The sequence below is a fragment of the Alkaliflexus imshenetskii DSM 15055 genome (genome assembly GCF_000517065.1).
GTDB classification, from domain to species: Bacteria; Bacteroidota; Bacteroidia; order Bacteroidales; family Marinilabiliaceae; genus Alkaliflexus; species Alkaliflexus imshenetskii.
In genome coordinates this window covers 983334-1000818 of the sequence record NZ_KI912105.1, presented here as the reverse complement: position 1 = coordinate 1000818, position 17485 = coordinate 983334, and the positions used below count along the sequence as shown (strand labels likewise).

The 17485-nt window shown below is 40.2% G+C and carries 15 protein-coding genes and 1 pseudogene; 9 read left to right on the top strand and 7 right to left on the bottom strand.

Annotation, left to right across the window (positions count from 1 at the left end; genetic code table 11):
* Positions 1 to 6 precede the first annotated feature (6 nt).
* Positions 7 to 1503 carry a sugar transferase gene (locus ALKIM_RS19130; protein ID WP_052345352.1) on the bottom strand — a complete coding sequence of 499 codons (1497 nt, stop codon included), beginning with the start codon at positions 1501 to 1503 and terminating at the stop codon, positions 7 to 9.
* A 156-nt stretch (positions 1504 to 1659) separates the two neighbouring features.
* Here ALKIM_RS19130 and ALKIM_RS0104200 point away from each other — a divergent pair, with 156 nt between their 5' ends.
* The 3 genes from ALKIM_RS0104200 to gcvP all read left to right on the top strand — a co-directional run bounded on the left by ALKIM_RS0104200 (position 1660) and on the right by gcvP (position 6045).
* Entirely contained in the window at positions 1660 to 2319 is a 660-nt protein-coding gene (locus tag ALKIM_RS0104200; protein ID WP_026473549.1) for a protein-L-isoaspartate(D-aspartate) O-methyltransferase, read from the top strand.
* Positions 2320 to 2417: 98 nt separating this feature from the next.
* The gene (locus ALKIM_RS0104195; RefSeq protein WP_026473548.1) at positions 2418 to 3056 is read left to right on the top strand and encodes an MBL fold metallo-hydrolase; all 639 of its coding nucleotides are present in this window, start codon (positions 2418 to 2420) and stop codon (positions 3054 to 3056) included.
* Positions 3057 to 3177: 121 nt separating this feature from the next.
* Positions 3178 to 6045 carry an aminomethyl-transferring glycine dehydrogenase gene (gene gcvP / locus ALKIM_RS0104190; RefSeq protein ID WP_026473547.1) on the top strand — a complete coding sequence of 956 codons (2868 nt, stop codon included), beginning with the start codon at positions 3178 to 3180 and terminating at the stop codon, positions 6043 to 6045.
* Between the two features lie 136 nt (positions 6046 to 6181).
* On the opposite strand, the gene ALKIM_RS0104185 is transcribed toward gcvP, so the two are convergent.
* Together ALKIM_RS0104185 and ALKIM_RS17590 are read right to left on the bottom strand one after the other, a co-directional pair.
* Complete coding sequence (locus ALKIM_RS0104185) at positions 6182 to 6526, bottom strand: TM2 domain-containing protein (RefSeq protein ID WP_026473546.1); 345 nt, start codon at positions 6524 to 6526, stop codon at positions 6182 to 6184.
* Complete coding sequence (locus ALKIM_RS17590; protein ID WP_235714373.1) at positions 6492 to 6833, bottom strand: DUF2752 domain-containing protein; 342 nt, start codon at positions 6831 to 6833, stop codon at positions 6492 to 6494. Before ALKIM_RS17590 ends, ALKIM_RS0104185 begins: the two co-directional genes overlap by 35 nt.
* 745 nt (positions 6834 to 7578) lie before the next feature.
* Between ALKIM_RS17590 and ALKIM_RS0104170 the strand changes: the two genes are divergently transcribed.
* Together ALKIM_RS0104170 and ALKIM_RS0104165 are read left to right on the top strand one after the other, a co-directional pair.
* Complete coding sequence (locus tag ALKIM_RS0104170; RefSeq protein ID WP_044117737.1) at positions 7579 to 8202, top strand: hypothetical protein; 624 nt, start codon at positions 7579 to 7581, stop codon at positions 8200 to 8202.
* A gap of 65 nt (positions 8203 to 8267) precedes the next feature.
* Entirely contained in the window at positions 8268 to 9527 is a 1260-nt protein-coding gene (locus ALKIM_RS0104165; protein ID WP_026473544.1) for an aminotransferase class I/II-fold pyridoxal phosphate-dependent enzyme, read from the top strand.
* Positions 9528 to 9593: 66 nt separating this feature from the next.
* On the opposite strand, the gene ALKIM_RS0104160 is transcribed toward ALKIM_RS0104165, so the two are convergent.
* A complete protein-coding gene (locus ALKIM_RS0104160) occupies positions 9594 to 10229 on the bottom strand; it encodes a SagB/ThcOx family dehydrogenase (protein ID WP_026473543.1) in 636 nt (211 codons plus the stop codon).
* A gap of 268 nt (positions 10230 to 10497) precedes the next feature.
* Here ALKIM_RS0104160 and ALKIM_RS0104150 point away from each other — a divergent pair, with 268 nt between their 5' ends.
* Positions 10498 to 11103: a hypothetical protein gene (locus ALKIM_RS0104150; protein WP_026473542.1), complete on the top strand. Its 606-nt coding sequence runs from the start codon at positions 10498 to 10500 to the stop codon at positions 11101 to 11103.
* A 257-nt stretch (positions 11104 to 11360) separates the two neighbouring features.
* Here the strand turns inward: ALKIM_RS0104150 and ALKIM_RS0104145 are convergent, their stop codons facing one another.
* Complete coding sequence (locus tag ALKIM_RS0104145) at positions 11361 to 11945, bottom strand: GDYXXLXY domain-containing protein (protein WP_026473541.1); 585 nt, start codon at positions 11943 to 11945, stop codon at positions 11361 to 11363.
* On the bottom strand, positions 11938 to 13221 hold the full coding sequence (locus ALKIM_RS0104140; protein ID WP_026473540.1) for a DUF2157 domain-containing protein: 1284 nt from the start codon (positions 13219 to 13221) through the stop codon (positions 11938 to 11940). The genes ALKIM_RS0104145 and ALKIM_RS0104140 overlap by 8 nt, the downstream gene beginning before the upstream one ends.
* A 408-nt stretch (positions 13222 to 13629) precedes the next feature.
* Between ALKIM_RS0104140 and ALKIM_RS17585 the strand changes: the two are divergent.
* Positions 13630 to 14145 (top strand): annotated as a pseudogene (locus tag ALKIM_RS17585) (transposase); the annotation flags it as partial.
* A 302-nt stretch (positions 14146 to 14447) separates the two neighbouring features.
* On the opposite strand, the gene ALKIM_RS0104130 reads toward ALKIM_RS17585, so the two are convergent.
* Entirely contained in the window at positions 14448 to 16118 is a 1671-nt protein-coding gene (locus ALKIM_RS0104130) for a hypothetical protein (protein ID WP_026473538.1), read from the bottom strand.
* Between the two features lie 267 nt (positions 16119 to 16385).
* On the opposite strand from ALKIM_RS0104130, the gene ALKIM_RS19800 reads away from it, so the two are divergent.
* Both ALKIM_RS19800 and ALKIM_RS17580 read left to right on the top strand, forming a co-directional pair.
* A complete protein-coding gene (locus ALKIM_RS19800; RefSeq protein ID WP_157363697.1) occupies positions 16386 to 16559 on the top strand; it encodes a hypothetical protein in 174 nt (57 codons plus the stop codon).
* 363 nt (positions 16560 to 16922) lie between these two features.
* Positions 16923 to 17315 (top strand): RNA-dependent RNA polymerase family protein, encoded by a 393-nt coding sequence (locus ALKIM_RS17580; protein ID WP_052345350.1) that lies wholly within the window; start codon positions 16923 to 16925, stop codon positions 17313 to 17315.
* Positions 17316 to 17485 lie beyond the last annotated feature (170 nt).

The window sequence follows — 17485 nt, the reverse complement described above, 5'->3', positions numbered from 1 at the left end:
AGGAGTTTATTCCTGTGAAATTTGAGGACATGACTCTTTTCCGGATGTTCTCATTTCAACAGACGATGAACTGCGTTGCTCCTTCGGAATGTTTCGGAAGAATATGCGTTTGAGCAGATAGACAATTGTTCCGGCGATAATCTGCAAATCGGTGAGGATGGAGTGATTGTTAATGTAAGCAATGTCATAAACCATCCGTTCTGTCATCTGCTCCAGGTTGTGCGCATAGCCATATTTTACCATCCCCAGAGATGTAAGCCCCGGTTTTACCTGGGTTATGAAATGGTAATAGGGTTCTTCTTTTGCCAGTTGGTTAGCGTAATAAGCACGTTCCGGACGTGGCCCAACCAATGACATGTCACCTTTTATTACGTTCCAAAACTGGGGCAGCTCATCCAAATGGTTGCGTCGTAGAAATATCCCAAATGGAGTGATGCGCGGATCATTATCTTTTTCTGCCAATTGCGGCCCACTCTTTTCAGCATCGGTATACATCGTTCTGAATTTGTATAGCATGAAGGGACGCCCCTTTTTGCCAATGCGTTCTTGTTTGTATAATACAGGGCCTTCAGAGTCTTTTTTTATTCTGTAAGCAAAGTAAGGGTAAATCAGAATTGTCATGAGCAGACCAATAACGGCGCAACACAAATCGAAAACTCTTTTAACAATGCGGAATATGAAATTCATATTACGCGGTTGAATCGCTACCACGGGCAGTTCTGTCAGGCTGTTGCCCAACCTGCCCGAAACGGGCTCAATGGTGCCTGGAGCCATTCTTATCAGAACCTTTGCGGTGTCAATTTCCAGTAGAATTTTCTCAGTTTGTTTGCTCTTCTGCGAGTGTTTAAGAATTATCACCTCATCAATGTCGTGGGTTTTTACCACCTCGGGTGCATCTTTATATTTGCCAAGGTAAACTATCTGGTCGGTGTTGCTATCAATTTTGAATTTCTCTGTTCCGCAGTAGCCTGTCAAAGTAAGATTGTTTACTTCTATGTATCTAAGAATCTCTTTCAGATATGGTGCTTCGGGCAAATTGTGCATCACAATAAGTACATTGTAAGTGAATACCCCTTTTTTTAACAAACTGGTAAACAGCAGATGGATAATGAGTCGGCTAATAGATATCTGAACTGAAAAAATTCCTGTAACAACTAGCAGTTTGAGTAAATACCTCGGCGGGCTGTAGGTCCCGTTAGATGCGTATGATATGATAATAAACAACGATATAAATAGCATTGTAAGCGCAATAATTGGACGCCGGGTTGATACATGTCCAATGGTCAGACCATGCTGCTTATAACTGCCAAACATCGAAAACAAAAAAACAAGTGCCGCAGGAATTAAATAAGTGAAGTTTATGTATGGCGCAAGGCTGATGCTGTTTAGACCCGACTTGTCTATTAGCGATGGTACATTAATTAAGAGTGCCAGGCCTATAATGTAATCAGCGGCAATGGCAAGTGACCCGGGAAAATAAGTTTTAAAGCTTTTTTGTGACATTTAAGATTGACCTGTTGATGTTTCCTGTTTTGTAAAAATATAACGTTACAATATATTTATTAGTATCTTTTCGCACAGAAAATAGGATATTTGCTATCCCTGATTATTCGTATCAAGGGTTGTTACATGTTAAACTGTTAGACGTTTGATTCTCTCATGATTCTCGAAAATGATTCATTTCGGCATAAAGGGTTGCGTGCCAGGCTGGTGAAGGAGCTTGAAGCGAAAGGCGTTGCAAGTGCTGAGGTGCTGGAAGCAATCGGTAAAGTGCCACGACATCTGTTCCTTGATAGTTCTTTTGTAAAGTTTGCTTACCGCGATATGGCTTTTCCAATTGGTGCCGGGCAAACCATATCTCAGCCCTCAACCGTGGCTCAGCAATCCACTTTGCTGAATGTTAAAGCTGGCGACAGGGTACTCGAGGTTGGCACAGGCTCTGGTTACCAGGCCGCCGTTCTGTGCGAAATGGGAATAAACCTTTTTTCCATCGAACGCCAGCCCGATTTATATAATAAATGCAAGCGTCTGCTCCCCTCCCTGGGATATTCACGGGTACGTTTTTATCTTGGTGATGGATATGAAGGTCTGCCTGATTTAGCGCCTTTCGATGGCATTGTGGTTACTGCCGGTGCAGCAGCAATTCCTCAAAAACTTCTGCTTCAGATAAAAATTGGCGGCTACATGGTTGTTCCGGTGGGCGCGCGCGTTCAGACGATGACGCGGATAAAACGTATCAGTGAGGATGAGTTTGAGAAAGAGGCGTTCGGAGAATGTGCTTTTGTGCCTATGCTCTCGGGCGTGGCGTGGAACAAATAGTTTTAAATGCTGTTAGTCTTAAATTCACTGGCTTACTTAACCACCTTTTCTTTAACCCGTCATGTGTCATGTAATAGATAACTAAACTGTAATATATTATGCTTCAGGTAAAAACATTTGTTTTTAATCCGTTTCAGGAAAATACTTATTTACTATACGATGAGACCGGCGAATGTGCCATTGTGGATCCAGGCATGCTTTTCGACGCCGAAAAACAGCAGTTGTCGCAAGCCATCGAGACCATGGGATTGAAGCCTGTTAAAATTCTGCAAACACACCTTCACCTCGACCATGTGTTTGGCTTGCAATACGCGGTTGATACTTATGGATTAAAGCCGGAAGCGCATGCCGATGATCTGTTTCTTATTTCTCAAACAAAAGATTACGCGCGTCAGTTTGGTGTGAATATGGATGCAAATCCGCCAATGCCCGAAACAATCCTCAATGAGGGTGATTTGGTGAAATTCGGAAATACAACACTCTCTGTGATACACGTTCCGGGCCATTCACCTGGAGGCATTCTCTTTTACAATGCCGAACACAAAATTCTTGTTGCAGGTGATGTGCTGTTTCAAGGGAGTGTGGGCCGCAGCGACTTGCCAGGTGGAAACCACCATTTGCTCATCGATACCATAAATGAGAAACTTATGGTATTGCCTGATGATGTGACTGTTTTTCCCGGGCATGGTCCTCAAACAACAATCGGAAATGAGCGCAACTCTAACCCATTTCTTTAAGTCGTTGTTTGGTTTCGGATTCTGATATTAATCATTTGGCAAATGGCTGTTGTTTCACCTATTTATTTTATCTTGATGTGGATAAAATAAACTGGTAGTTTTAAATTTAACATGGATTAAGATGACTGGTAGTCAGTTTGTTAGCCGCCATATTGGCCCATCCGATGAAGAGGTCGGTTACATGCTCAGCAAGCTGGGCGTTGGTTCTCTCGATGAGCTTGTTGCACAGACCATTCCCGATGGCATTTACATGAATCGGAAGCTGAATATTTCCGAGGGCTTGTCTGAGGCTGGTTTTTTAAAACGAATAAGGGAGATAGCAGCAAAAAATAAGATATACAAAACTTACATCGGATTGGGGTATTACAACACGCACACACCGTCGGTGATTATTCGGAATGTGTTGGAAAACCCGGTTTGGTACACATCTTATACTCCTTATCAGGCTGAGATTTCACAAGGCAGACTTGAGGCTTTGCTTAATTATCAGACCGTGGTAACTGAGCTTACAGCCATGGAAATTGCCAATGCATCGCTGCTTGATGAAGCCTCTGCGGCTGCTGAAGCCCTCATTTTGATGTTCAATACGCGTAATCGCAGGCAGATAAAAGAGAATGTTTCTGTTTGTCTGGTTGATGAAGCCATTTGGCCACAAACTCGTGCTGTAATTGAGACACGGGCCGGTGGATTAGGCATAACTCTACAGTATGTTGCTGCCGAACAGATGGTTTTTAATCCTGAGACGCACTTTGGCGCAATACTGCAATATCCAAATGCCAAAGGGGAGGTGTGTGATTATATTAAACTGGCTCATCAAATTCACGAGGGTGAAGGTAAACTCGCTGTAGCTGCCGACTTGCTGGCACTTACGCTCCTTAAGCCACCCGGTGAGTGGGGCGCTGACATTGTGTTTGGTACCAGTCAGCGGTTTGGCGTACCTCTGGCCTATGGAGGGCCTCATGCTGCATTTTTTGCTACTCGTGATGAATTTAAACGCCATGTTCCTGGGCGCATCATTGGGGTTACAAGGGATGTAAATGGTCGTCGTGCGCTGCGTATGGCTCTCCAAACGCGTGAGCAGCACATTAAAAGGGAAAAAGCTACTTCAAATATTTGTACTGCTCAGGCCTTACTGGCTACAATGGCTGGGTTCTATGCCATTTATCATGGTTCGGAAGGTCTTAAAAATATAGCACAAAGAGTTCATCGTTATACTGCATGTCTGGCCAATGCCATCACCGGCATGGGCATGAGTCTTGAAAATAACGTCTATTTTGATACTCTAAGGTTTAAGCTGCCTTCGGGGGTGTCATCTGTTAAACTGCGCGAGTTGGCTCTGGCCAGAGGGATAAATCTCTTATATCATGGCATTTCGGAGTTTGGTATTAGTTTGGATGAAACAACAGAAATTTCTGATTTACAAGATTTGGTTGCACTCATTGCTGATTGCGTGGGTAAAGATGCACCGAAGCTGAACTTTGATGTACTATCGGTTGTGCCCGATAGTTTAAAGCGACAGTCTGACTTTATGCAGCAGGAGGTGTTTCGTATGTATCATTCCGAAACAGAGATGATGCGCTATATAAAGCGCCTCGAGCGAAAGGATATCTCCTTGGCCCATTCAATGATTTCGCTTGGTTCCTGCACCATGAAATTGAATGCTGCAACGGAGATGTTTCCCATAACATGGCCTGAGTTTGCCGGGTTACACCCATTTGTGCCGCTTGATCAGGCAGCCGGATATCATGAAATGATGAAGGAGTTACGTGCCGATTTGGCTGAAATTACGGGTTTCGCTGATGTGAGCCTGCAGCCTAATTCCGGCGCATCTGGCGAGTATGCCGGTCTGATGGTGATTCGTGCCTATCATGAAAGTCGTAATCAGGGACACCGCAAAATCGCACTTATACCTTCTTCGGCGCATGGCACCAATCCTGCCAGTGCTGTAATGGCTGGTTTATCAGTAGTTGTTATTAAGTGTGACGACAGAGGGAATATCGATGTAGATGATCTTCGCGCTAAAGCCTCTTTGCATGCTGATAATCTGGCATGTCTCATGGTTACTTACCCTTCCACACACGGCGTGTTTGAGGCTTCGATTAAAGAAGTGTGCCAGATAATTCACGAATTTGGCGGGCAAGTTTATATGGATGGTGCAAATATGAATGCACAGGTGGGATTAACCAGCCCGGGAATTATAGGTGCCGATGTCTGTCACTTAAATCTTCATAAAACTTTTGCCATTCCGCATGGTGGCGGTGGTCCCGGTGTGGGGCCTATTGGCGTGGCTTCTCATCTGGTTGATTTTCTGCCAGGCCATCCGGTAATCGACAATAAGCGTGCGGCTGTAATGACTGTTGCTGCTGCGCCCTGGGGAAGTGCCGGGGTTTTACCAATCACTTTTGGTTACATTAAAATGATGGGCGGTGAAGGACTCACGTATGCTTCAAAAATCGCAATTCTTAATGCCAACTATCTGGCTAATGAACTTAAAGAGGGTTATGGCATATTATATAGTGGTGAGAATGGCAGGGTAGGGCATGAGTTGATAGTTGAATGCAGACATCTTAAAGCGGCCACAGGAATCACAGAAGCCGATATCGCCAAGAGACTAATGGATTATGGTTTTCATGCTCCAACTCTCTCGTTTCCGGTGTACGGTACGCTGATGATTGAGCCCACTGAGAGCGAATCTCTATCTGAGCTTAACCGCTTTTTGGATGCCATGCGCGCCATTCTGGTTGAAATCCGCGAAGTAGAGCAGGGGCTGGCTCACAATGAGGATAACGTACTTAAAAATGCGCCGCATCCCGAATATGTGGTGGTTGCCGATGAATGGAATCACCCGTATGGCCGCGAAAAGGCTGCTTTCCCGCTGCCTTGGGTGCGTGAAAACAAGTTTTGGCTCACCGTTGCCCGCGTAGATGATGCGTATGGCGATCGTAATTTGGTATGTGCATGTGAACCTATTGAGCGCTACATGGATTAGATGTATCAACCCAAATGATAAAAACTCCGTAAAATCCAACATTATGAATGGGTTTTACGGAGTTGTTTGTTTTGAAAATTAAGATGATGATTATCGAGAAAAGACCATCTCGGTAATCGAACCGGCTATTTTCTGATTACTCAAAAAGTGATTTAACTTGCAACGCTACTTTCTGATTGTATTCCAATGCCAGATTTTTGTGATTTATCAGATCCACAATGGTTCCAATGAAACAAAGTCCAGCTGTGAAAAAGTAGAGAACCCCCATGCCAATGTGGTTTATCAGGAAACGATGTACGCCTGCAACTCCCAAAAATCCAACCAGTGCAGTAAGAAGTATTACTTGTGGATCGCGTCGGCGGCTGCGATAAATATTGATGAAATTTGTGACTTCGCTTTCGCTTTTGTCTTTTAACAATACACTGAGAAATTGGGCCTCGTCCATCTCAGCTTCCGGTAGTTGTTGTAGTATTCTGTTCATAATTTTTAGGTTTGAAAGTGATATCTTTTTGAAGTAGTTTAAATACGCGAAATGAGAGAATGATTACAGCTAAAATACCCATTGGATGACTGGCAAACGATTCTGATATCTGCCCACGAAACAGCCATGAAATAGATGTGCCCAAACCACAGCCCGGACAAAACCCTATGTTTAGAGCCTTTGCGGGACAAAGGGATGCATGGTCATTCACCGGGTTTGTTAATGCAAGTGCAACAATAGCCACAAACCAAAAGGCTGCCTCCAAATGTGCCATTCTGAATTTGTAGCGCATTGTTCTAAATTTCATAAATTACTGCTTCGTATCTGTTAACCTCGTATTCTCAAATGTAATATTCTGTGAAACTGATTTGTATTTTGGGCTGATCTTTTTCAAATTAAGTCTCTCACTCTAAATGAACTCCTAATCTATTGTATTTTTATTTATCTCTGCCAAAAGTAAATTAGTCTCGGTTGTTTATTGATTTAGTTTCCCCTCTAAAATTAAGTGATTATTCATCAATTTCATCTAGAGGTAGGATTTTTTTTACGTGTTTTTTAACATTTCAGTGGCTCATACAGGTTTTAGATGAAATAAACTAACAATTTACAGTAGATAGAGGTGTATCCTATTTCATTGGCAAATTAGCCGGATTGTTGGTGGCTTATTAAAATTGATGTTTTTTGATGCTAGCGACAGAAGGGTTCTGATGAAATTCCACCTTAGCAAGTTGAAGTTATGAATAGATGCTTATCTGTTTTTCATTCTGTCGTTTTCCCGGATTACGCATATTGATTAGTTATAGACGTTCAATTATTTTTTTGTTTATCAAAATAATTGTTTGACTATTTATGGTAGTGAATGATTCTGAGTGTATTAGCAGAATTTGCCAAAAAAAAATGTAAGGTTTTGAAAATCAGTCGCATACTTAAAGAGTGTGAGATGTTTTTGATGAATGCAATGAACCAGATGTCTAAAAATTAGAGAAATAGTAAATTAATGAAGAAAAATTTACTTTATTTGAACTCAGTATCCTAAATTAAAACCTTTGTCTATGAACCTGAATTCTACGCTTAAGTTTCTTTGTTGTAATCGATTTTCTCAGGGTTTAGTGCTTTCTGTTTTTGCTGCGTTTTCTTTCATGAATGCAAATGCACAGGATCTCACAGAGAAGCAGCTTGCCCGAATCAATCGCAGTGAAATGAATGTGGAACGGGCACAGCTTGTTGTCACACGTTTAAATGACCGTCTGGCCATTGCGGATTCTTTATATACGCTAGGCTCTGAAGGCTGGGACGAGCATTCAACTCAGATAAAATCGCTTACATCTGAAATGAAAGCTAAAGCAAAGGAGTATAAATCGGAACGTAAGTCGATTGAACGTAAGTTAAAATCCAGGTCAAAAGAGGAGGTAAATGCCGCCAAGGCTGAATTAAAGCTCTTTGATTCTAAATTCAAAGATGCATTCCGAAAGGATGATGCACAACTAAAAGCGCATATTCGTGAAGCCAATAAGGCATCAAAAGATTGGAATAAAGGCCGATCGATGCGCAAAGATGCATCACGAAGACTTAAAGATGCTGAAAAAAATCTTGAAATAGCCCAGCGTGAATTGGAGAGCGTACGGGCTGAAACCACTGGTGAGTTGGCAGATAGTCCCAACAGTAAGCGAAAATAGATAACTATCGCTGATTTTCTGGATAATGTGGTAGTGGTTTTTTAACTTTAATAAAAACCGCTGCCATGACTAAAAATCGAATTTCTCCTGAAACTCTCATGCTGTCTCTTGGCTATAATGCTGAAGCGCATCAGGGAGCTGTAAAATGTCCAATTTTCCAAACATCTACCTTCTCTTTTAGAACAGCTGAGGAGGGGAAAGCTTTTTTTCAGCTTGCGTATGGACTTAGAGATAAGCGACCAGACGAGCAATTTGGAATGATATACAGTAGGGTGAATAATCCCAATCTGGATCTGGCTGAAAAGCGACTTGCTGCCTGGGAGAATGCCGATGATGCTGCATTGTTTTCCAGCGGTATGGCAGCTATCTCTTCTCTGGTTTTCACCTTTTTAAAACCTGGAGGTCTTCTTCTGTATGGTGCACCTGTTTATGGTGGAACCGACCATTTTTTCAATCATGTTTTGCCATGTTTTAATATTCAGGTGTTGAGATTCTCATCTTCGGATGGGTTTTATGACATTGTTAATATGGTAAACGAACATAGCTCAGGAACATTGCCGGGACTGATTTTTACAGAAATTCCCGGAAATCCTACCAATTCTTTAATTGATATTCAGATGTGCCGCCAACTGGCTGAACATTTTTCTGTAGGAGGGGAGCGCCCAATTCTTGCTGTCGACAATACATTTCTGGGTCCAGTTTTTCAAAAGCCTCTTAGTCATGGTGCTGACATCTCGGTCTATTCTGCCACGAAATTTATTGGTGGTCACTCAGATCTTTTAGCCGGTGCATGTCTTGGCAATTCCAAGTTGATAGGTCAGCTCAAAACCATGCGCACATTTTTAGGTTCCATGCTCGATCCGAATTCGTCGTGGCTCATTCTTCGCAGTCTCGAAACCCTAAAAATACGGATGGCGCATCAGGCTGAAAGTGCCCTTGTAGTGGCCTCATTTATTAAGCATCATCCAATGGTGAGGTGTATTCATTATCTAGGTTTTTTGAGCAAGGAGCAGTCGGATTATGAATTGTTTAAGCGGCAGTGTGGTTCGCCAGGCTCTGTATTTTCTTTTGAGATTGATGGTGATGAGAAAATGGCGTTTCGGTTTTTGGATAACCTGCAGCATTTTAAGCTTGCTGTGAGTCTTGGTTCAACCGAGAGTTTAGCTGAGCATCCGGCTACAATGACACATGTGGATGTGTCATCTGAGGATAGAGCCGCGTTTGGTATCAACGAACGGTTAATAAGGCTTAGCATCGGATTGGAGAACCCAAAGGATTTAATTGATGACCTATTAAAAGCTTTTGACGCTGCCCAAAAAGGATGAGTCACAAACTCCCATAAGCTATGAGGCCGGTTATAGCTTATGGGAGAGTATGTTTGAGAATATGGGCTATTTTTTATGTCCTACAGTTTGTCCGTACAGCGCCTTCTGCATGGCATTCAGCTCCAGTACCTGATGCAATTCATCTGCATCAATCCAGGCTCTTATGACACAAGCAAGACCCTTACTTGCAGCTGTGAGATATACATTTTGTGCCATAAATCCGCTGTTGGCATGTGATGGGATGAGTTTTTCGGCAGTGATTTCGTTAGGCGAACTTAACCCGGCTTTGGATAAATCTGCAACATATATAAAATTGAGCGGCGCACCAGCTACAAAATCCTGACTGCCACAATGTGCTCGCAAATCACCTTTCTTTACAAGTTCTAATGTGTGCGTTTTTGCATTGTAAAGATAAGCTCCACTTTTAAGGAAAACATAAAGATCCATCTCTTGTTTGTTCATAGATGATGGAGCTGTGCGTTTGTCATCACGGTTATATCCCCATGCAGCCCAACATAAATCTGCAATATCCTGAAGTGAGAGTTCCTTATCTGTAAACTCGCGGCTTGTTTGTCGCTCATTTAGTGCCTGCATCAAAGGTATACCTCCTTTTTTGTCTGGTTCTGGCAGACGAATATCCTGGCTACATGCGCTCTGAGTAGTGAGCACAATTAAAATCAGCGGTAAAAGTAGATGTTTCATTGTTTAGTGAGTTTAAGTTTCTATAAAGTTAGTATTTCTCTCATTTTTTCCGCTTGTGCGATGGTTTTTACATCATCTTTTCCAATTCTTAGGTTATGGAGTTGGTTGATATTTACATTTTTAAGGTGCGCGTTCGGATTGCTTTTATCCGGATTTTTGCATTGTTCGTCAAATTAAAAATAGCGTTTATCATATAGGCTGAATTAAGTTGCTAAAAAGTGTAACCTGTTAACTATTTTTAAATCCGTTAACAAATGTTCCCATTGTCATGAAAAAAACATCTAAGCCTGAGAATTATCTAAACATCCTTACTTTTAAAGGATTGTCTGCTTTTATTTTGGTTTCCGTATTCCTGATTTTACCATCTGTTGTTTTGGGAAGTGGAAAAAGCAACAAAAATTCAAACGAAAAAAGATTAGCTCATCAGTTGGAGAATACTGCTAAGCTTCAACAAAGATATCAGGCCAGATTAAATGTGGCCGATTCATTAATTGCTGTTGGTGATACATTGATGGCACGTACTACTGAGGAAATTCGTCAGGCCACTGATGTTATGCGTGAGCATCAGAAAACATATACTGCTAAACGCAAAGAGCTTGAAAAGAGCTTAAATGAAGTGTCACGAGAAGAGGCTTCACAAATGCGTCTTGCCATCCGCGACTTGGATGCTGAGTATCGTGATGCTCTGCGTGCTTATGATGATTTAATGAGACGCGCTATTCGTGAATCTGAATCTGGTACAATAAGTTATGCCAGGGGTAGGGAATATCGTCGCGAAGCCGAAAAGGGATTAAGAGAGGCTGAGCGACAAATGGCCAGATTGCGCGAATCTACCACTGAGAAGAGCGTTTCTGATGATGTGGCTTCTAAATAGAGAATAATTGTGACATTAAGTTAATCAAACCAAATCTTAGATTATGCTGGGTGACTGATTTTCAGCACCCGGTTTTTTTCTTTAACGTTGAGTCTCTGAAGGCTATCGGTGTAACTAACGCATTCTTTTCCAGTAAATTTTGTTTGCGTTTTTTTGTTGTTAGAAAAGAAGTTTAGTTTAATTGGTTTGTTTTGAATTTAGCCATTGTTTATGGGACGATTTTAGCAATGTTATGTAATCGCTATTGGCAAATGCCCCTATTTTTTTATTTCTTCTCTGCTTTTTATGACTGCCTCACTTATAGAGACCCCATCAATCAAGACATCTTTTAAAACGGCATTCCCATTTTTTATGCTAACCAAGGCATAGGTTATCTTGCTTGAATCTTGTTGTGATTCAGCATGAAGCAGTTCAGCTTCGTAAGCTTTTGACTCTTCCATGTAAAATCTGTTAAATGGATAGTCAATCACCAAATTGCCAGAATCATTTCCTGTAACAAAACTCACTTTTGCTTTAACAAATGGCTGATTATCTATTGGCTTCTCTTTAGATACAGATTTTATTACAGCAAACCCGTTATTGTTTGTCGTCAAGTAAACATAAATTTGCTCTCCAGAAGCCCAGTTTTTTCCGCTCTCAATTTGAGTTGTATTATCTTCAAAGTTAAGGATTATGTATTTCCCTCTGAATGGGTCAGTCGGGTCTATAGGAGCCGTTCTAAATCGATATTCTGTCCCTCTTTTAAGAATTGCCTCTCTACTCCAGATCATTCTAGAGGGCACATATAGTTGTATTAGCGCAATCAATAAAAATACAGATATCACTATTTTTTTGTTATTCATTTGTCTTTCTTTTTTTTAGCATCAAATAATTAGCTGTAAAGAATCCAGCACCAACTAACATAAATAGTAGCCCTCTGAAAATAAAGCTTAAATCTGTGTCAAAAAAACGACTAATTATTAATGCAGCAATTATAAGTAGCCCGAAGTTTAGTTTTCCTATATGATCTTCTTTTGAACCCTCCATCATAATCATCATCCCAAGAATAAAGATGGTGATGTTAATAAGTAAATCTGCAATGGGGAATTGTATACCTATCATAAATATTGCGATGTATAGTATAAAAACCAATGCCAAAGGTCTTATTTTTTTCTGAGTTCTCTTTTTTACATTCATAAAAAGAAGTCCAACGGCCATTAATGTTATGAGCGTTGATGCGAGAAATTCAGGTGCCATAATTAACCCCTCAAATTGAAAAACTTTACTACTGAGGCTTTCCCAAAACCATCTAAAGCTCATTGACAATAACAGTGTTATTGTCCCAATTGAGCCAATAACTTTAAATCCATTGTTTCTGGTTTTTTGCTGTGAGAAGATGTCTGATTCACCAATTGAATAAAATAACCCAAAAAGACTGAAGTAGGCGATAAACATCAGTTCCGTTGTCCTATATGCCACAGTTCCCAGAATGATTGCTACTGATAAAGGAATCAGCCAGTTATGGAAAATCATAAAGTTGCTTTTAGGCCTCAAATTGTACAGATGGAAATAATGAGGCAATGCAAGCAAAAGTAAGAACCAATACAAGTATGATTCGGATGAGGGATAAGTCCAATAACCTATTTCGGCCGCATAATATGTAATTCCTACCAAATACAGTAATGAGGTGAAAGATGATTTCATCACGTAGATTAATGGAAGAGACAGGAGCATCCAAGTAAGCAAGAACGAACCAAGGCTGCCAGGGATATTGTATACCTGACTTATAAGTGAAATACTTGCCCCAACTGAAAAGAATAGAAATGTGGCTCCACTTTCCCTCCATGCAACTTTTTCATGTTTATATATAATTGAGAATCCACAGATTGCCTGTCCAAGTATGAGAGGAAAAAATGAGAGGAGTGTTTTTGTTGTACGTGAAAGTTCATCCCAGTTATGCGCAACAATCAAAATAATACCGAGTCCAACCAAAATTGCACCAAAAATCCCAAAAACCACAAACAGTCGGTTATTAGATGTTCTGTTTTTTGTTTTGTAGTAGCTCTGGATGCTTTCTGCCAAATCAGGTGTGATTACTCCGGCTTTCAGTAGTTCAGGTATGTCTCTGTTTATGCTCATTGTTGAATTTCGTTATAACAATTGGTAATGCTGATTTTGGTAACGCTCACAATAAACTGTCTCGTTCTAAAATAAGTTTACAAGTTAAAGCATTATTTAAGCTGCATTTTTAAATACATAATTAGGTGTTTTGTAGCCTAAAGATACATGTAATCTTTTATTGTGTTGCGTTCATGTTTAAGGAGCTGTCTCAAAAGTTTTATAAGTCCTCTATTTACCTTTAAAGATGTTGTTGTAATGCTCAAAAGCTATTGGTGCCTTAGCAGCTCAAAGTATTTCACAACATTATTCAGCGTTGAACAACTTCTTTGGGTGTAAAACAGCTGATGCAAAGGTGCAAGCTGAAAATCAAGCAGGAGAAATCCAATATTGTTTCAAGCAGGAGAAATCCAATATTGTTTACTGTAAGCGCAATCAGAAAAACCTGTCGTTTATTGCGAACCCTCAATGGCTGGCGCCGAACATGTCATCAGGTATCTGGGGCAATACACCCATCGCATTGCCATCAGCAACCAGCGGATATTGAATGTTGACTCAACAAACGTCACTTTCGTAGCTAAAGACTACCGCGACCGCGCACAAATAAAACCGGTATCCCTGAAAGGAGAAGAGTTTCTGCGTCGATTCTCTTTGCATGTTATGCCAGATGGTTACGTGCGTATCCGTCGGTTCGGTATTTATCATCACACCACAAAACTCCATCTGGATTTGCAATTTGTGCCCGATGAAAAGCCTGACATTGACCAGATGACAGCTAAACAAAAGCCCGAAACGGCTCCAGAGCGCATTTTAAGATTGACAGGATTTGACATAACCAAATGTCCGCATTGCAAAACGGGTCGTCTGATTGTCATCAGAACCTTGTCCAGGATTCGGTCACCCACAGGGCATCTGCCTTCTATGCTTTTTGATAAGTTGCAGTAACCAACATAACATTCCCTTTAAAAACTTCATTCACATGAGGTTCGGCATCGTATTGCCTTGACGGTGGGTTTTAAGCCCAAAAGAAGCTGGTTTTCAACATTTGAAACACAAAGACCACTCTTCTCTTAAACCGATAAGGTTAAAAACAGCACGATCGCAGCATAGGCGTTCTTGCCAAAAACATCAAAAACCGACAAAAAGTCCATAGCTACCAGTTGTAGTCCTGACGGGATGTCGTTCAACCTGGAATAATCGCTGGGTCGTGCCGACCGCTCATATTCCTATATATTGTGTGTAGTGTTTTATTGGTTTCTTTCAGAATATGTATTAATTATTTCTTTCATTTTTATCATTAACCTTTCTGCTACTATTCCAGGATTAATAAATCTGTCAGTTGTCTGTATAAGTGGCGGCATTAAAGTTTTGTCAATTTTTTTATAATGAGATTTAAGTATGTCCCATATTGTCTTTTTCTTTTTTGCCAAAGTGTTCTCTAGATATTCTAAATCTGATATTTGGGCAACAACTAATGGATGTATTTTATGAGGTTTATAATCATCATTTGCAAGGAGTTCTTGAAACCTTTGATGTAGTAGATTTGGAATTAGAGGTGTTTGAAAAACTTTGTCATTAACAACTATAATTGGATAAAATTCTAACCTTTTGTTTACTGGTAATTTTGAATCAAAAGAATCTGAATTTTCTAAAATTGTTTTAATCGAATCATATGTTTGGTTTACGCCAAAATCTTTATAAAACTGTTCTCTATTATTTCGGTACAAAGTATTTATTTCGCCACTATACTTTTCATTGTCATAAATTGAGCTTGATTTTACTTGACCAACAAGGATTTTCTTATTCTGCCTAACATAAATATCTGCAACCTCTATTTGCCCAGCAGGAACTTTAATCTTCAAGTTATCAAATAGCAGAGGTTTTGGATATTTTAGGTGATGAAAACTATTCTCTATTATTTCTCCAACATATTCTTCAAAAAACAATCCGAAAGCAGCTCGATAATGCTTAAAACTGAATTTATCTTTTCCTTTTTCGTCTTTTTGAGGTTTCAAATAGTCAAACCAAAAATCATTAATGAAAAAATTATAACTTTTATTAATTAAAAAATTAATATCCAGAACAATATATCGTGTATCCCTATCTTTATAAAATGGTGTTTTCTTTACGGTTAGTAGTTTGATGAAATCCCTATTGTTAAATTGATTACTACTCAAGAAATCTAAAAATGCATCAGGTTCATTTGTGTTATAGACAAATTCAGTAAAACTCTTCTTTTGACTGTTTGCCATTGAAAGAGAAAGCAAATTGTATATAAATCTGTCCTTGTCAATTTTTAGGGTTTCATTAAAATACCTTTGCAATTCATTCCCATATACAGGATGCTTGGATAAATACTCAATAAGACATATTCCTTTATATGGGATATAAACAGGATTGTCTTCAATCATCAATTCGTTTAAGGCAATTGCAGATGCACTAATATTCTCAATTGTTGTGTCCTCAGGAGGCAGTTGTTTTACTTTAACAACTTCTGCATTAACAGCCAAAAGGTACTTAAAAATACCATCCCAAACTTCAACCTTTTTCATATCGAACTTTTCTTCTTGAAGAAAACCATCATTGTTTAGAATTTCTTCAAGTGCAAACAGATTTGCTGCTCGATTAAATATTAATGGATATTCGTCCTTGCTCTTTGTATACTTTGATGCGATTTGCACATATTTTTTATACAAATCTTTATCTATTGGACAGAAATATTCCAGCTCTTTAGTTTGTGTTTCTAATGAGAAATCATATTTAAGTTGATTGTATGGTTTTAAGCGATAATTTAATCCTGCAATTTCATATAGCAATTGCAACTTGGGAATATGTTTAATTAAATCCAGTCTATTTTCAGGTGGCTCAGAATCGAAAAAGTGTTTGTATTCTAATACTAATTTTAATTTTGGTATCATTCAGTTTTCAATATTAGATGTTTGGGACTATGTCTTACATTACACACAACGGTTACGTGTATGAGTAGTGGCGGATTACGGGGCACTTTCCTATCAAGCTACGATGAACTTGATGCGAGGTAGAACGCTTGAATACGCTACAACCCCCGCCATTACTTATACACGATGTTGTGTGTTCGTGCGTGTGTCCTGTCGTTACTCAGGGATACAATTTAAGAAATGTTCTTTGAATTTGAGTAACATAACTGCAATCAAGATGAGAGGGTATTGGAGTTTTTACTTCGATATGGTCTCTCGGCAAAGGCCTTGCAGGAGGATTTGCCAAACCACCATGAGGTGCTGCCTTTTCAAGAGGACGGTACTGAGCGTCATGGAAACGGTAAAGGGGTCAGTTGTACGACCGACTTTATCAGGTATAGACTACTGGAGACGAATGAGTAGCGATTGAACCATCGTAGAGGTGTCGTGAATAACTACACTATTGGTCAAAAGCAGGTGTTCGGACGTGTGCTTGCGACAAGGATATCAAATTACCTGCATTATAGGATGTCTGGCCAATCGGCATAAAGATGGCGTGAACTTTAGTCTGGGCTTGATTACGGAACAGGAGAAGCTACTCAGCTGATGTTAAGGGAGAAGGCCAACAATCCACGCGAAGGAAAAGGCCGCGAGTACCAATGCAGCAGAGCTAGTGGCGGATGGAGCGTAGTAGCGTTGAAGCTTCTGTAATGGGAGTGGAGCGAAGGTCTCCACCTGTCCGGTTTCAAATTGTATTACAACTTATAATCGAAATGATTATTTAGAATGATTTTCAAGGAGAAACAAAAGTCGCAACCGATAAGTAAGCGACAGGTATGGGACGCCTTTAAGGCGGTAAAGAGCAATGGCGGCAGCGCCGGTGTCGATGATATTGATATTATCGAAATCGAACGGCATCCGGGGAAATATCTGTATCCCTTATGGAACCGTATGTCGAGCGGCAGTTATATGCCTGTACCAGTTCGTGAGGTACTTATCAACAAAGAAGACGGGCGTAAACGAGCATTGGGTATCCCCACTGTTTTAGACCGTGTAGCACAGGAGGTCATCCGTCAGGAACTAGAGAAAATTGCAGAACCGTACTTTAGTGCCAACTCGTGCAAAAAACGGTTCATACCCACCCAGGGAAAACGGCCATATCCGTTCACTTTTTTATAAGTTAGCCATGAAAATACAAAATTAAATTAGTTTTTAGGTTTTCTCATTGTATCCCCTTTTTAATTCAAACCTATAAGCCGTATGCACCATTCTGTCGAGTATGGCATCAGCAGCGGTTGTGTTTGAGAGCATCACATCATACCAATCAGCAACAGCTAACTGACTCATAA

Bases quoted from the DNA above. Each gene is read 5' to 3' on its own strand.
- ALKIM_RS17590 (WP_235714373.1), bottom strand. From the start codon at position 6,833: ATGAAATTTAGAACAATGCGCTACAAATTCAGAATGGCACATTTGGAG.
- ALKIM_RS0104200 (WP_026473549.1), top strand. From the start codon at position 1,660: ATGATTCTCGAAAATGATTCATTTCGGCATAAAGGGTTGCGTGCCAGG.
- ALKIM_RS17580 (WP_052345350.1), top strand. From the start codon at position 16,923: ATGATTTTCAAGGAGAAACAAAAGTCGCAACCGATAAGTAAGCGACAG.
- ALKIM_RS0104165 (WP_026473544.1), top strand. From the start codon at position 8,268: ATGACTAAAAATCGAATTTCTCCTGAAACTCTCATGCTGTCTCTTGGC.
- gcvP (WP_026473547.1), top strand. From the start codon at position 3,178: ATGACTGGTAGTCAGTTTGTTAGCCGCCATATTGGCCCATCCGATGAA.
- ALKIM_RS0104170 (WP_044117737.1), top strand. From the start codon at position 7,579: ATGAACCTGAATTCTACGCTTAAGTTTCTTTGTTGTAATCGATTTTCT.
- ALKIM_RS0104160 (WP_026473543.1), bottom strand. From the start codon at position 10,229: ATGAAACATCTACTTTTACCGCTGATTTTAATTGTGCTCACTACTCAG.
- ALKIM_RS19130 (WP_052345352.1), bottom strand. From the start codon at position 1,503: ATGTCACAAAAAAGCTTTAAAACTTATTTTCCCGGGTCACTTGCCATT.
- ALKIM_RS0104195 (WP_026473548.1), top strand. From the start codon at position 2,418: ATGCTTCAGGTAAAAACATTTGTTTTTAATCCGTTTCAGGAAAATACT.
- ALKIM_RS0104130 (WP_026473538.1), bottom strand. From the start codon at position 16,118: ATGATACCAAAATTAAAATTAGTATTAGAATACAAACACTTTTTCGAT.
- ALKIM_RS0104145 (WP_026473541.1), bottom strand. From the start codon at position 11,945: ATGAATAACAAAAAAATAGTGATATCTGTATTTTTATTGATTGCGCTA.
- ALKIM_RS0104150 (WP_026473542.1), top strand. From the start codon at position 10,498: ATGAAAAAAACATCTAAGCCTGAGAATTATCTAAACATCCTTACTTTT.
- ALKIM_RS0104185 (WP_026473546.1), bottom strand. From the start codon at position 6,526: ATGAACAGAATACTACAACAACTACCGGAAGCTGAGATGGACGAGGCC.
- ALKIM_RS0104140 (WP_026473540.1), bottom strand. From the start codon at position 13,221: ATGAGCATAAACAGAGACATACCTGAACTACTGAAAGCCGGAGTAATC.